We start from the raw sequence: 14,043 nt of genomic DNA, 5'->3' as shown, positions 1-14,043 counted from the left end.
CTTAGATCATTTCTTCGCCGCCCTTCCCGCCGAGAACGATTTCTCCGGCTTCGGCCATACGGCGGGCAATGGTGAGGATTTCTTTCTGCGCGGTTTCCACGTCGCTGACGCGCACCGGGCCCTTGGCTTCGAGGTCGTCGCGCAGCAGTTCGGAAGCACGCTTGGACATGTTCTTGAAGATCTTTTCCTTGACGCCCTCGTCCGAGCCCTTGAGGGCCAGCACCAGTACATCGGAGGACACTTCGCGCAGCAACGCCTGGATGCCACGGTCGTCGACATCGGAGAGGTTGTTGAACACGAACATCAGGTCTTCGATCTGCACCGACAGGGTGTCGTCGATCTCGCGGATCGAGTCCATCAGCTGGCCTTCGACCGAGCTGTCGAGGAAGTTCATGATGTCGGCCGCGCGCTTGATACCGCCCAGGGTGGTGCGTGCGGCGTTGGAGTTGCCGGAGAACTGCTTCTCCAGGATCGTGTTCAGTTCTTTCAAGGCCGCCGGCTGCACGGTGTTCAACGATGAGACGCGCAGGATGATGTCCAGGCGCACCTTGTGGTCGAAATGGCCGAGCACTTCGCCGGCCTGGTCCGGGTCCAGGTAGGCCACGACAATCGCCTGGATCTGCGGGTGCTCGTAACGGATCACGTCCGCCACCGCTCGCGGTTCCATCCACTTGAGGCTGTCGAGGCCGCTGGTGTTGCCGCCCAGCAGGATGCGGTCGATCAGGCCGTTGGCTTTGTCTTCGCCCAGGGCCGAGGTGAGCATCTTGCGGATATAGCTGTCGGAGCCAACGCCCAGGCTGGTCTGGTCGCCGACGATCTCGACGAACTCGCTCATCACCTGCTCGACTTGCTCGCGGTGCACATTGCGCATCTGCGCCATGGCGACGCCGACCCGTTGCACTTCCTTGGGGCCCATATGGCGCAGCACTTGGGCCGCGTCGGTCTCACCCAGGGACAGCAACAGCACGGCGGCTTTGTCGACCCGGGTCAGCTTGGCAACAGAGGCTCGATTATCACTCATCTGCGTTGATCCACTCTTTCACGACCTGGGCCACACGACCCGGGTCTTCTGCCACCAGACTTTTGATTGCATTCAACTGCGCGTCGTAACCTTCGCTCGGGCTTGGCAGCAGAATGCTCTGCGGCCCGCCGAGGCTGACGCGGTCGTTGGCCAGTTCGCCATCCAGGCCGCCCATGCCACCCAACTCGACATCGCCGAACGGCGCCAGCTGCTTCTTGCCGTGGCCGGTGATGTTGTTGAGCACAGGGCGCAGCACGCCAAACACCAGCACCAGGATGAACAACACCCCCAGCACTTGCTTGACGATGTCCCAGAACCAGGGTTGAGAGTAGAACGGAATATCGGCAATCACCTCACCGCGCTCCAGGGAGAACGGCATGTTGATCACGCTGACGCTGTCACCACGGCTGGCATCGAAGCCCACGGCGTCCTGCACCAGGCGGGTGAAGCGCGCCAATTCATCGGCGGTCCACGGGGCGCGGGTGGTTTCGCCGTTGGCGGCGTTGATCTTGACCTGGTCATCCACCACCACCGACACCGACAGGCGGTTCAAGCGCCCTTGCTGTTGCTTGGTGTGGCTGATGGAGCGGTCCAGTTCGAAGTTTTTCGTCGATTGCGAACGCTTGTCGGCGGGATACGGCGCGAGCATCGGCTGGCCGGTGGCCGGGTCCATGATCTGCTGACCATTGGCGTCCAACAGCGGCTGGCCGGGCTGGATCGCGCTGGCGGTCGCGGCGGCGCCACCGGTGGTTTGCGGGGCACTGGCCGGCGCTGGCGGCTGATTGCTCAGGGCACCGGGTACGCCTTGCGGAGGACCATTGGCGGCAGTGCGTTGTTCGCTGGTCGATTGCTCGCTGCGCAGGGCCGGCTGGTCCGGGTTGAACTGCTCGGAGGTCGATTCGACGGCGCTGAAGTCCACGTCGGCGGACACTTCAGCCTTGTAGCGGTCGTTGCCCAATACCGGTTGCAGGATGTTGTGCACACGTTGGGTGAGCATGCTTTCCATGCGGCGACTGTAGTCGAACTGCTTGCCGGCCATGGTCAGCGCGGAGTTTTCCGCCTGGTCGGAGAGCAGGTTGCCCTTCTGGTCGACCACGGTGATCTGTGACTTGCTCAGCTCAGGCACGCTGGTCGCCACCAAATTGACGATGGCCAGGACCTGGCCCGGCTCCAGGGAGCGCCCGGCAAACAGTTCGACCAATACCGAAGCGCTGGGCTTGCGCTCGTCGCGCACAAATACCGAGCTTTTCGGGATCGCCAGGTGCACACGGGCACCCTTGACGTTGTTCAGGCTGGCGATGGTGCGCGCCAGTTCGCCTTCCAGGCCGCGACGGTAGCGGGTGGCTTCCATGAACTGGCTGGTGCCCAGGCCCTGGTCTTTATCGAGGATCTCAAAACCGATGTTGCCGTCGGTCGGTGCCACGCCGGCGCCGGCCAGCTTCAAGCGGGCACGGGCGACGTCGTCGGCCTTGACCAGCAAGGCGCCGGAGTTGGGCTCCACGGTATAGGCGATATCGGAGGCGGCCAGGGTTTCCATGACCTGCTTGGCATCCATCCCCGCCAGGCTGCCATAGAGTGGCCGGTAATCGGGTTGCTGGGACCACAACACCACGGCAAAACCAATCGCTACGCTGGCAGCCAGGCCGACCATCAGGCCCACCTGACGCAACATGGTCATTTCGGAGAGGTTTTCCAGGAACGACAGGCCAAACAGCGGCGGCTTGCCGTCTGTCTTGGCGGGTACGTTATCCACGACTGCTTCTGCCATGACTTAAATCTCGTCCTTAAACCGGCATCTGCATGATGTCTTGATAAGCCTGAACCAGCTTGTTGCGCACTTGGGTCAAGGCTTGGAAGGAAACGCTGGCTTTCTGGGATGCGATCATCACGTCGGTGAGGTCGACGCCACTCTTGCCGATTTCGAAAGCGGTCGACAGTTGGCTGGACGCCTGCTGGGTATCGCTGACTTTGTTGATGGCTTGACCGAGCATATCGGCGAAGCTGCTTTGGCCCAATTCCGGCGCTTGCACGACGGATTTCGGCTGGGACATGGCGTCCATTTGCATGGATCGCATATCCAACATCAACCGATTGAACTCAACACCTTGGCTCATGAACTTCTCTCTCCGACGACCCGCAATTTTTTGACACTACGCAGCGGTTAGTAGGGGTGGTAGCAACAAGGGTGCCAGCTCCATGGCAACTCGTAAGAAAAGCCGACAAACCTTGTCAGCTGATGTGTATCTCAGCTGGCGAAAAGGAACGCTTCCACGTCCATCCCCGCATCGCGCATTTGCGCCAGCTTGTAGCGCAAGGTGCGCGGGCTGATGCCCAGGCGCTCGGCAGCCTCCTTGCGACGGCCACGTTCGGCACGCAGGGTGTCGATAATCATCTGGAATTCGCGGCGGCGCAGGTCGTCGCCCAGGCCACCGGCGGCCTCGGCCGGCGCGCTTTGCAAAGGCGCGGGGGCCAGGCTCGGCATGGGCGCCGTACCGGCTCCGACCGCCAGGCAGAAGTCCTGGGGCTGGATCAGGCCGCCCTGCTGCAAAATCAGCGCACGCTGGATCGCGTTGTCCAGTTCACGCACGTTACCAGGCCATGGGTAACTGATCAGGCAGGCCTGGGCCTCGGCCGACAGGCGCGCCTGGGCATGCTTCATTTTATTGACGTGTTTGTTCAACAGGCGCTCGGCCAGCGGCACGATATCGGCCGGGCGCTCACGCAACGGGCGCCAGGCCAGCGGGAAGACCGAGAGCCGGTAGAACAAGTCTTCACGAAAGCGCCCCGCCGCCACTTCGCCGGCGAGGTCACGGTTGGTGGTGGCGACCACGCGGATATCCAGCAGGATCGGCTTGCGTGCGCCGACCCGCTCCACTTCGCGCTCTTGCAGCACGCGCAGCAGCTTGGCTTGCAGGCCGAGGGGCATTTCGGAGATTTCGTCGAGCAGGATGGTGCCGCCATCGGCCTGCTCAAACTTGCCGGCCTGGGCGGCGATGGCGCCGGTAAAGGAGCCTTTCTCATGGCCGAACAGGGTGGCTTCGAGCATGTTGTCAGGGATCGCTGCACAGTTGATCGCGATAAACGGTTGGCTGGCGCGGTGGGATTGCTGGTGGATATAGCGCGCCAACACTTCCTTGCCGGTACCGGACTCGCCAGAGATCAGCACCGTGGAATCGCTGCGGGCGACCTTGGCCGCCAGCTCCAGCAGTTGCGCACTGGCCGGTTCGCAGGCAATCGGTCCCTCACTGTCTGCCGCCCCGACGACGCCGAGAGCATGGCGCGCCACCAGCTCGATCAAGGCCTTGGGCTCGAATGGCTTGACCAGATAATCTGCTGCGCCCTGGCGCATGGCATCGACTGCGCGCTCTACCGCTCCGTGGGCGGTCATCAACAGCACCGGCAGTTGCGGCTGGCGTGCCCGCAGCAGGCCGAGCAACTGGTGGCCGTCCATGCCAGGCATGTTGACGTCACTGACCACCAGGCTGAAGGACTCTTGCTCCACCGCCCCCAAGGCTTCCTCGGCCGAACCGACCGCCCGATAGTCATGGCCCGCCAACAACAGCGTGTCAGCCAGTGCTTCACGCAGGGCGCGATCGTCTTCAACCAGTAAAACCTTGATAGCCATTTATCCTTACTCCCATCCTTTTCAAGGTTTTTGAAAAGGCAGCTGCATTTTTGCCCCGTGGCGAGGGGGTTTATCCCCCGTTGGGCTGCGTAGCGGCCCTAAAACCGCTCACTCGGTCTATCAGAAAAAGTCATCGATCTTATTGGGGCTGCTATGCAGCCCAACGGGGGATAAACCCCCTCGCCACAGGGCATAAGCGTGTTGTTTACTCCGCGCTTGCCGTGCCCGGAAACAGCGGCAGCGTTATCAATGCACAGGTGCCGCGCCCCACACGGGAACGCAAGTGCAATTCTCCCTGATGGGCACGGGCCACTGCCTTGACCACGGTCAGCCCCAGGCCGGTGCCGTTGGTCTTGGTGGTAAAGAAAGGTTCGCCCAGGCGCTGTAACACGGCTGGATCAATCCCACTGCCGCTGTCGCTGATACACAGGCGCAGGGTTTGCTCGCGGCTGTACAGGTGCACTTTGAGCCGCGCGCCCGGGCCGCTGGCCTGGCTGGCGTTTTCGATCAGGTTGAGCAGCGCGCCCACCAGGGTGTCGCGATTGCACAGCAGCTCGCCCCAATGGCTGTCGCACTGCCAACGTACCGAGGCTTCCTGTACATGGGTGGCGGCGGCGGCCTGCAGCGACTGCATCAAGGCGGCGGGCGTGACCCGGTCGGTCAGCGGCAATTCGCCACGGGCGAATACCAGCATATCGCGCACTTGGTGCTCCAGTTCATGCAGGCGCTCCTTGAGCCGCCCGGCAAAACGCTGGTGGGTGGCGGTCGGCAATTGCTCATCAGTCAAATGGCTGGCGTAGATCAACGCAGCGGACAACGGCGTGCGGATCTGATGCGCCAGCGAAGCCACCATCCGCCCCAGGGACGACAAGCGCTCATGGCGCGCCAGTTGGTCTTGCAGGTGACGGGTTTCTGTCAGGTCGTTGAGCAGCACCAGTTGACCGGGCTCGGCGTCCAGGGAACGGGTGGCGATGGACAGGCGGCGCCCGTCCTTGAGAGAAATTTCGTGGCCGTCGTCTTCACGGGGGGCAAAGCAGCGGGTGATGACATGGCGCCACAGCTCGCCTTCCAGCGGCAGGCCCAGCAGGTCACAGGCCGCTGGGTTGGCTTCGCGCACGCGGCCCTGGTCGTCGATCACGATCACGCCACCGGGCAACAGGTCGAGGAGGTTTTGCAGACGGTTGGCCAGGCGCTCTTTCTCGGCCAGCTCTTGCATGCGCTGGGCACTGACCACCGCCAACTCGCCCTTAAGCTCCGAAACCCGGGCTTCCAGCAGGCTGTAGGAGTCTGTCAACTGGCTGGACATCTGGCTGAACAGCGAAAACGCCTGCTCAAGCCCTTGCCGGCTGATCTGCTCTACGGACGGGACAAGTCCCTGGGTGTCAGGGACTGAAGAAAGGTGGGCGGCGTGGGGCATCGTGCTCTCTCGCTTGGCTGACCGTCAGTTAAACGGAACGTTGCGAGTGCTATAGCAATACCCGTGCCTAAAAAAATATCCTTATTTTTCAGCAGGTTAAAAAACAGGCGTCAATCATCCGCCTGTTCATCACCTTCACGTCGGCTCATGCCGTACTTGCGCATCTTCTCCACCAACGTGGTGCGGCGGATGCGCAGGCGCTCGGCGGCACGGGCGACGATGCCATTGGCGTCGTCCAGGGCTTGTTGGATCAGCCCTTGTTCGAGGCTGCCGAGGTAGTCCTTAAGGTCCAGGCCTTCGGGGGGCAACATGGCGGTGGCACCGAAGTCCGGGGTATGGCCATTGATCGCCACTCGTTCTTCGAGGTCGCTGCGCAGGCTGTCCACCAATTGCTCGTCTTCGTCGTCGACGTAGCGGAATTTCTTCGGCAACTCGACCACGCCGATCACCCCGTACGGATGCATGATCGCCATGCGTTCCACCAGGTTGGCCAGCTCGCGCACGTTGCCCGGCCAGCCGTGGCGGCACAGGGACATGATTGCAGCGGAGTTGAAACGGATCGAGCCGCGCTTTTCGTGCTCCATGCGCGAGATCAGCTCGTTCATCAGCAACGGGATGTCTTCCACCCGCTCACGCAGTGGAGCCATCTCGATGGGGAATACGTTGAGGCGGTAGTACAGGTCTTCGCGAAAGCTGCCGACCTCGATCATGCTTTCGAGGTTCTTGTGGGTGGCCGCGATGATGCGCACGTCGACGCTCTGGGTCTTGTTGCTGCCCACGCGTTCGAAGGTGCGCTCCTGCAACACGCGCAGCAGCTTGACCTGCATCGGCAGCGGCATATCGCCGATTTCGTCGAGGAACAGGGTGCCGCCATTGGCCAGTTCAAAACGCCCGGCACGGCTGGTGATCGCCCCGGTAAAGGCGCCCTTCTCGTGGCCAAACAGTTCGCTTTCGAGCAGTTCTGCCGGGATCGCCCCGCAGTTGACCGGCACGAAAGGTCCGTCGCGACGCTTGGAATGGTAATGCAGGTTACGCGCAACCACTTCCTTGCCGGTACCGGACTCGCCGAGGATCAGCACGCTGGCGTCGGTATCGGCCACTTGCTGCATCATCTGGCGCACGTGCTGAATCGCACGGCTGGTGCCGACCAGGCTGCGGAACAGGTTGGGTTCGCGGTGACGACCGCGCTCGCGGGCCTGGTCGTACATCTCGCGATAGACCTGGGCACGGTGCAGGGAGTCGAGCAATTTGCTGTAGCTGGGGGGCATTTCCAGGGTGGAAAGCACACGGCGGCGCTGGTCTTCCGGCAAATCCACGGAAGAAATATCGCCCATCAGCAACACGGGAAGGAACTCATCCCAGGTTGAGAGTGTCTTTAACAGGCCAAGAACTGCGCCAGGAGCGTTTACCGTCCCGATCAGCACACAGATGACTTCACGGCTCGATGACAAAGAGCTGACGGCCTGCTGCCAATCGTGGCTGCCGCAGGGTAAATTTTCTTCACCAAGAAAATTCAAAATCACCGCCAAATCGCGGCGACGGACGCTATCGTCATCAATCAGCAGAATTTTCGTTTCACGCCACATGCAATAGCAACTTCCCTAGTAAAACTCTAATGCCCTCGAATCGGGGCAATCTAGATAGCTGTAGGCGTTTTCTGCGCTACGGTTACCTGACGTCTGAAAATAGCACTAGTTAAGTCAAAATTATGCGAGCAGTCAAATTTATGACGCGCTATGTTCGGATTAACTGAGCCAGATCAGCCGAACAGATGGTAAACCTTTGACGCATTTTTCGCTTGGTTGATCTGCGACATCTCTTCAAATATCGCCTGGCGCTCGCCGGTCGTCACCTCCAGCAGCTGTTGGTAGACCACCAACAGGCTCTCCAGCTTCTCGCGCAGCGCACCCTCGTCCACCGGCGCTTCACTGAGCACTTCGTCGATACAGGCGCGGCAACCCATGTCCAACTCGCCGATAGCATCCCAATTGCGTTCTGCCAGCGCACCGATCAAGGCGTCGCGGGTTTCGTCAATGCGTTGCAGTGCGTGGCTCATGCTGTGTTCCTCAAGGCCGGCGGCCTTAATTGGCTGCCTCGGCAGCAATGGCATCCCAACCGCTTTTAACAGTGATCAGCAGGCCTGCAACCTCATCAATCATCTGAGCGTCGTTGCCACTGTTGGCCTCAACCAAACGAGATGTCATGTAGGCATAAAGCTCATCCAGACGCTTGATCGACGTCGGATCTTCAACCTTTTCCGGATCCAGACCTTCGCGCAACCCCGAAATGATTTCAATCGCCTTGCCGAGCATCAACCCTTTCTGTGCCACATCGCCACGGCTCATAGCGCCTTTTGCCTGCGCCAAACGATCCAACCCACCCTCCATCAGCATCTGCACAAGACGGTGCGGACTGGCTTCGGAAATCTGCGCGTGGGAATTGACCTTCTGATACTGACGAAGGGCTCTCATGGGGTTCATATCTCTAACTCCCTACCGGAAATAGCTGAAAAACTGTTCTAACTATTATGTCGACCACGCGACAAAAAACTTTAAAACGCTAGCGCATAGGCCCGGATCAAAAACGCAATTGATCCAAACCCAAAGAGCCAAGCGCTAATCAGGTCGTCTTGGGATTATTCAATGAGTTGAGCGTAGTCATGATACTGCTACTGCTGGCCCGGAGCTTAGCCACCAAGGAGTCCATGGCATTGTACTTTGCGCTTAGGGACAACTGCAGACTCTCGATTCGACGGTCAAGGGCTTTCTGCTCGGTGTCCAGATCCGTCAGTTTAGCGTCCAGGCTACTGGTTCGCGACGCCAGAACTCCAGTAGTACCCACATAGCTGTCAGTAGCTTTAGTCATGCGGGTGATCAAACCCTTATCGCCGGTGAACAAACCCGCGACATCCGCCCCACCAGTAGCTACCGCCTTGTCCCACTTTTTATTGTCAAGGGACAGCAGGCCAGTCTTCTGGTCAGTGTTTAGGCCAATCTGCGATAGGCTGGCCAGGGCGCCCGAACCCGAGCCGTTAAGCAGCTCACCACGCAAGGTAGAAACCAACTGACGCATAGTCGCGTCACCAGTCAGAGCACCCGCCGTAGTAGTCGCAGTTTCTCCAGTGGCAGTTACCTTGGTCTGGCTGTTGATCGAGCCAATTAAAGCATTGTAGGCCGTAACAAACGACTGCACCGAGGTCTTGAGGGTATCGGTATTGCTCGCCACCTTGATGGAACTGTCACCCTTTGCGATCAACTCCAGATTCACACCACTGATCGCCGACGTAACCTTGTTACTGGTGGACTCCATTGCAATACCATCAATGGTGTACTCAGCATTTTGTGCAAGCTCACCCACTCTCGTAAAAGTGCCCAGGCCAAGCGTACCGGAAGCAACGGTAATATCGCTGCCCTTGCCAGTGGTCTGCGAAGTCATCACCAAGCGCGAACCATTGGCGTCAGTCAGAATATTTGCACTAAGGCCTTTAGACTGTAGCTGGGTATTGATCAGATCACGCGTCTGTTGCAGCGTGGCACCCGCCGGGATCGATACCCTATGGTCGGTATCAGATTGGGAAATCGTAAGTATCTGAGCCTCCGAACCGGAGTTAACGACCGTCGAAGTACCATCAGCAAACACTGCCGATTGGGTTTTGGATGCAGTAGCGAGTTTCTCTACATGCAGCGCATAGCTGCCACTGGAGGCGGAGTCACCCAAGGTCACCTTGGCGAATTTCTCTTCAGAGGACGTGGCGGCCAGGCCCGTGAATGAGGAGGCCGTATTCAGCTTGGCGATGGCCGCACGATAAGCTTCCATCGCAGACTTAACACTGCCGACAGCGGACAACTGCGTAGTCGTGGTCTTTTGCTGGGCGGTAATCTGCGCTTGCTTTGGTGCCTTTTCTGCCTCCACCAAAGCCTTGACGATTGCCTGTGTATCGACGCCAGATCCCACGCCACTGATCGTTGAACTCGCCATCTTTTTGCTCCTTAACCGGTGGCTGCAGCTTTCTTGACAAAAGCCCCTTCAAGCGCAGACACAAACAATTTTCATGCCAATTCAGGCTTTCATATCAAACAGCAGGCTGCTGGCATCGGTCAAACTCTGTGCCAGTTTCAATGCGGTTTCCGAGGGAATTTGTCGAATTACCTCTCCACTATCGGTAGCAATAACTTTGACCACCACCTTCCCTGTAGAGTCATCGATGGAAAAATCCAGCTCACGCCGCGCTGCCTGTACGAACTCTCGAATATCTGTCACCGCTTTCTCCAAATCGTCCCGCTTGGGCTCGCGGGCGGCCTGGGCGGTCACCTCGACTTTGGGCTGATTGACGATCTCGGGCGTCTTCGCGACTTGGGCCGCTGCAGCCGTCGTGTAGGATAAGTTCAGCTTCACGCTCATATCCATCTGTGCCACCTAATTATTCAAGTGAAAAAATAGAAGGCTACGCCACAGTGTGCCCCAGCCAATTGCCGCACCGCCCTACTCAAGCTTTGACTTCAGGGCAGACCGTTTTTAAAAATTGTACTGTCGACCTAGCAACTGCCTGAGGTGATTTATAAAGCCTCGTAAGGTATATCGACCCAAAAACGTGTAGCTTGAGAATTTTTGCGGATTATTTTCCTAAACACGACTGTAGGCCGTGTTTTCAATCAGATCGATCTCGCCCGCAAACGGAGCCAGAAAAGACGGAAGGGCGCACTAGGCGCCCTTCCGTCTTTAACCAGCCTTATGCGATTACTGAAGCAGTTTCAGTACCGACGATGGCAGTTGGTTAGCCTGCGACAAAATGGCAGTAGAAGCCTGTTGCAGGGTTTGCTGCTTGGTCAGCTCGGCAGTCTCCGAAGCAAAGTCGGCGTCCTGCACACGGCTACGGGCAGCAGTGGAGTTTTCCGAAATGCTTTGCAGGTTGGCAACGGTGCTGGTGAAACGGTTTTGCACTGCACCCAACTGGGAACGCTGGCTGTCGATCTGCTGGATCGCATCGTTCAGCGCCTGAACCGATCGCTGCGACGAAGCTGCATCCTGGATGCTCAGGTTGGAAACGGTGGTTTCCACGGTAACTGCCGTCGACGTGGCAGCTGTCAGACCCAGTTGAGCCAGACCAGTGCCAGCGCTGCCATTGGCAACGGTGAAGGTCTTGTTGGAGAACAGCGCCAGGGTGTTGTCAGCATTTTTGCTGGCCGTAACGCCGGTACTTGCACTGTTGATCGAGGAAACGATCGCGTCAGCGGTGTCACCCTTCTTGAACTTCACTTCTACGCCGTTCAGGACCACCGAAGTGTCGGCGGTCAGCTTAGCTTGGGACGTACCTGCTTGCAGACCAATTTTGGCCAAAGCACCCGGGCCGTTGGCAGTGCCACCGTTATCCAGCTTGATAGCCTTGCCATCTTCAGAGGTCAACAACAGACGACCGTTTGCAACGCTAGCACCTACACCAGTAGTGGCTTTTTCAGCTTCAATGGCACCAGCGACAGCAGCCAGGTCCATGCCATTCGTGAGATTGACCAGCGTACCATTGACGCTGATGTCGGTATCACCAACCAGCGTGCGCGCAGCTGCGGTCGCAGTTCCAAAGCCCGCTTCTGCACTGTTACTTGTGGCAGTGAAGGCACTATCAGACTGAAGCACCAACTCATTCGCCGCACTCAGCGAGGCGGTGACGCCAGTGGAGGACGTTTTTTCATTGATCAGCGCTACGGCCTGACCGGCAGTGGTGCCCGTCGCCAGATCAATAGTGGTGTCATTGAGTTTCAGAGTGTTGTTGGCTGTTGCCGTGGTATATGCCGCAGCACCTTGCGCCGCAAACGGCAGCGATGAGCTTCCAACTACCGAAGCCGCCAGGTCAGTCGCAGCACCTGCGGCCTTGGCTTCGCCGAAGGAACCTTTCAGGCCTGTAGCACTGATATCAGTCATACCGAACGAGATGGTTTCATTGGCATTGGCGCCGATCTGGAAGCCTACGTTGTCGAACGAACCGTCCAGAAGTTTACGGCCACCGAAGTTGGTAGTCTGGGAAATACGGGTCAATTCACCGGTCAGCGCCGTGAATTCCTGCTGCAGGGACGTACGGTCGTCATCGCTGTTCGAACCGTTCGCCGATTGCAGGGCCAGTTCACGCATACGCTGCAGAATGTTGGTCGATTCTTGCATCGCGCCTTCAGCAGTCTGGGCAATCGACACGCCGTTGTTGGCGTTAGCCACAGCGACAGTCAGGCCTTTGACCTGACTGGTCAGACGGTTAGCGATCTGCATGCCGGCAGCATCGTCTTTGGCGCTGTTGATTTTCAGGCCCGAAGATAGGCGGCTCATCGAGGTGCTCAACGCGTCGGAAGCCTTGTTCAGATTCTTCTGAACGCCCAGAGAAGTGATGTTGGTATTGACAGATAAAGCCATGACAAAGTCCTCGTAAATGGTATTAGCGGCTTCCGACCGGGCAACCGCCTGGCTTGATAGTGAAAACCTTACACAAGAGTTATCGTCGACATCGCCGGCTTCTTTAGGTTTTTTTTGCAGTCCGACCCTTTTCCACTTGCAAATAGCACTGAATCTTGCTCTAGAAGAGTGTTATCAGCTTGAATCCAGACAAAAAAAGGGCGCACTAGGCGCCCTTCCGTCTTTAACCAGCCTTAAGCGATTACTGAAGCAGTTTCAGTACCGACGATGGCAGTTGGTTAGCCTGCGACAAAATGGCAGTAGAAGCCTGTTGCAGGGTTTGCTGCTTGGTCAGCTCGGCAGTCTCCGAAGCAAAGTCGGCGTCCTGCACACGGCTACGGGCAGCAGTGGAGTTTTCCGAAATGCTTTGCAGGTTGGCAACGGTGCTGGTGAAACGGTTTTGCACTGCACCCAACTGGGAGCGCTGGCTGTCGATCTGCTGGATCGCATCGTTCAGCGCCTGAACCGAACGCTGCGACGAAGCTGCATCCTGGATGCTCAGGTTGGAAACGGTGGTTTCCACGGTAACTGCCGTCGACGTGGCAGCTGTCAGACCCAGTTGAGCCAGACCAGTGCCCGCGCTGCCGTTGGCAACGGTGAAGGTCTTGTTGGAGAACAGCGCCAGGGTGTTGTCAGCATTTTTGCTGGCCGTAACGCCGGTACTTGCACTGTTGATCGAGGAAACGATCGCGTCAGCGGTGTCACCCTTCTTGAACTTCACTTCTACGCCGTTCAGGACCACCGAAGTGTCGGCGGTCAGCTTGGCTTGGGTAGTACCCGATTGCAGACCCAACTTGGACAGCGCGCCCGGACCGGTAGTAGCGTTAGTACCGTTATCCAGCTTGATAGCTTTACCGTCAGCAGAAGTCAGAACCAAACGGCCGTCCTGCTGGGAAGCAGTCACACCAGTAGCGGCTACGGTAGCAGTGGCATTAATTGTACCGATTGCCTGGGTCAGGGTCTGGCCAGCAGCGATAGTCACTGCAGTGCCATTGATATTGATTTCAGCGCCACTGACCAGGCCAGTGAACGCAGCAGCAGGGGTAGCCACCGCCGGGCCGACTTCGGTAGTGCTGCCTTGGACACTAAAGGCGGTTGCCGAAGTCATTTTCAACTGACCAGTATCAACTACTGCGGTCACGCCGGTTTTGCTCGACTGCTGGTTAACCAGATCAACCGCCTGAGCCAGGGTAGTGCCCGTGCCCATTGCAATGTCAGTACCGTTGACAGTCAAAACGCGAGCGGCTGTAGTGGTAGTGAACGCGTTGGTGGTACCAAAGCCCGCAAACTGGCCTTCGGCCCCCGTCACTTTGGCAGACAGATCAGTCGCCGCACCAGCAGCCTTGGCTTCGCCGTAGGAACCTTTCAGGCCGGTAGCACTGATATCAGTCATACCAAACGAAATGGTTTCGTTGGCGTTGGCGCCGATCTGGAAGCCTACGTTGTCGAACGAACCGTCCAGAAGTTTACGGCCACCGAAGTTGGTAGTCTGGGAAATACGGGTCAATTCACCGGTCAGCGCCGTGAATTCCTGCTGCAGGGACG

General features: G+C 58.5%; 12 protein-coding genes. All 12 read right to left on the bottom strand.

Annotation, left to right across the window (positions count from 1 at the left end; all coding sequences use genetic code 11):
• Window position 1 precedes the first annotated feature (1 nt).
• Window positions 2-1,021 (bottom strand): flagellar motor switch protein FliG, encoded by a 1,020-nt coding sequence (fliG, locus tag FIV38_RS13170; protein WP_029292514.1) that lies wholly within the window; start codon window positions 1,019-1,021, stop codon window positions 2-4.
• Window positions 1,014-2,789 (bottom strand): flagellar basal-body MS-ring/collar protein FliF, encoded by a 1,776-nt coding sequence (fliF, locus tag FIV38_RS13165; protein WP_092234546.1) that lies wholly within the window; start codon window positions 2,787-2,789, stop codon window positions 1,014-1,016. The genes fliG and fliF overlap by 8 nt, the downstream gene beginning before the upstream one ends.
• Window positions 2,790-2,805: 16 nt before the next feature.
• Entirely contained in the window at window positions 2,806-3,135 is a 330-nt protein-coding gene (gene fliE, locus FIV38_RS13160) for a flagellar hook-basal body complex protein FliE (RefSeq protein WP_029292509.1), read from the bottom strand.
• Between the two features lie 131 nt (window positions 3,136-3,266).
• Entirely contained in the window at window positions 3,267-4,646 is a 1,380-nt protein-coding gene (locus tag FIV38_RS13155; protein WP_092234543.1) for a sigma-54-dependent transcriptional regulator, read from the bottom strand.
• Window positions 4,647-4,851: 205 nt separating this feature from the next.
• Window positions 4,852-6,063 (bottom strand): sensor histidine kinase, encoded by a 1,212-nt coding sequence (locus FIV38_RS13150; RefSeq protein WP_092234540.1) that lies wholly within the window; start codon window positions 6,061-6,063, stop codon window positions 4,852-4,854.
• 110 nt (window positions 6,064-6,173) lie between these two features.
• Complete coding sequence (locus tag FIV38_RS13145) at window positions 6,174-7,649, bottom strand: sigma-54 dependent transcriptional regulator (RefSeq protein ID WP_029292502.1); 1,476 nt, start codon at window positions 7,647-7,649, stop codon at window positions 6,174-6,176.
• Between the two features lie 173 nt (window positions 7,650-7,822).
• Window positions 7,823-8,119, bottom strand: a complete 297-nt coding sequence (fliT, locus tag FIV38_RS13140; protein WP_029292500.1) for a flagellar protein FliT — start codon at window positions 8,117-8,119, stop codon at window positions 7,823-7,825.
• Window positions 8,120-8,144: 25 nt separating this feature from the next.
• Window positions 8,145-8,543: a flagellar export chaperone FliS gene (gene fliS / locus FIV38_RS13135; protein WP_092234537.1), complete on the bottom strand. Its 399-nt coding sequence runs from the start codon at window positions 8,541-8,543 to the stop codon at window positions 8,145-8,147.
• A gap of 139 nt (window positions 8,544-8,682) precedes the next feature.
• Window positions 8,683-10,041 (bottom strand): flagellar filament capping protein FliD, encoded by a 1,359-nt coding sequence (gene fliD / locus FIV38_RS13130; protein ID WP_092234534.1) that lies wholly within the window; start codon window positions 10,039-10,041, stop codon window positions 8,683-8,685.
• A gap of 81 nt (window positions 10,042-10,122) precedes the next feature.
• Window positions 10,123-10,470: a flagellar protein FlaG gene (locus tag FIV38_RS13125; RefSeq protein WP_092234531.1), complete on the bottom strand. Its 348-nt coding sequence runs from the start codon at window positions 10,468-10,470 to the stop codon at window positions 10,123-10,125.
• 330 nt (window positions 10,471-10,800) lie between these two features.
• Window positions 10,801-12,459 (bottom strand): flagellin N-terminal helical domain-containing protein, encoded by a 1,659-nt coding sequence (locus tag FIV38_RS13120; RefSeq protein ID WP_092234528.1) that lies wholly within the window; start codon window positions 12,457-12,459, stop codon window positions 10,801-10,803.
• A 241-nt stretch (window positions 12,460-12,700) separates the two neighbouring features.
• Window positions 12,701-14,043, bottom strand: a 1,343-nt coding sequence (locus FIV38_RS13115) for a flagellin (RefSeq protein ID WP_146492561.1), incomplete at its 5' end; no start/stop codon positions are given.

The sequence above is a fragment of the Pseudomonas proteolytica genome, from assembly GCF_007858275.1.
GTDB classification, from domain to species: domain Bacteria; phylum Pseudomonadota; class Gammaproteobacteria; order Pseudomonadales; family Pseudomonadaceae; genus Aquipseudomonas; species Aquipseudomonas proteolytica.
The sequence above is the reverse complement of the archived record's forward strand: the minus strand, read 5'-3'. Positions and strand labels throughout refer to the sequence as shown.

What these genes read in the sequence shown, in the direction of transcription:
- fliG (WP_029292514.1), bottom strand. Translation starts at nt 1,021, where the DNA reads ATGAGTGATAATCGAGCCTCTGTTGCCAAGCTGACCCGGGTCGACAAA.
- fliE (WP_029292509.1), bottom strand. Translation starts at nt 3,135, where the DNA reads ATGAGCCAAGGTGTTGAGTTCAATCGGTTGATGTTGGATATGCGATCC.
- fliT (WP_029292500.1), bottom strand. Translation starts at nt 8,119, where the DNA reads ATGAGCCACGCACTGCAACGCATTGACGAAACCCGCGACGCCTTGATC.
- FIV38_RS13150 (WP_092234540.1), bottom strand. Translation starts at nt 6,063, where the DNA reads ATGCCCCACGCCGCCCACCTTTCTTCAGTCCCTGACACCCAGGGACTT.
- FIV38_RS13120 (WP_092234528.1), bottom strand. Translation starts at nt 12,459, where the DNA reads ATGGCTTTATCTGTCAATACCAACATCACTTCTCTGGGCGTTCAGAAG.
- fliF (WP_092234546.1), bottom strand. Translation starts at nt 2,789, where the DNA reads ATGGCAGAAGCAGTCGTGGATAACGTACCCGCCAAGACAGACGGCAAG.
- FIV38_RS13145 (WP_029292502.1), bottom strand. Translation starts at nt 7,649, where the DNA reads ATGTGGCGTGAAACGAAAATTCTGCTGATTGATGACGATAGCGTCCGT.
- FIV38_RS13125 (WP_092234531.1), bottom strand. Translation starts at nt 10,470, where the DNA reads ATGGATATGAGCGTGAAGCTGAACTTATCCTACACGACGGCTGCAGCG.
- fliD (WP_092234534.1), bottom strand. Translation starts at nt 10,041, where the DNA reads ATGGCGAGTTCAACGATCAGTGGCGTGGGATCTGGCGTCGATACACAG.
- fliS (WP_092234537.1), bottom strand. Translation starts at nt 8,543, where the DNA reads ATGAACCCCATGAGAGCCCTTCGTCAGTATCAGAAGGTCAATTCCCAC.
- FIV38_RS13155 (WP_092234543.1), bottom strand. Translation starts at nt 4,646, where the DNA reads ATGGCTATCAAGGTTTTACTGGTTGAAGACGATCGCGCCCTGCGTGAA.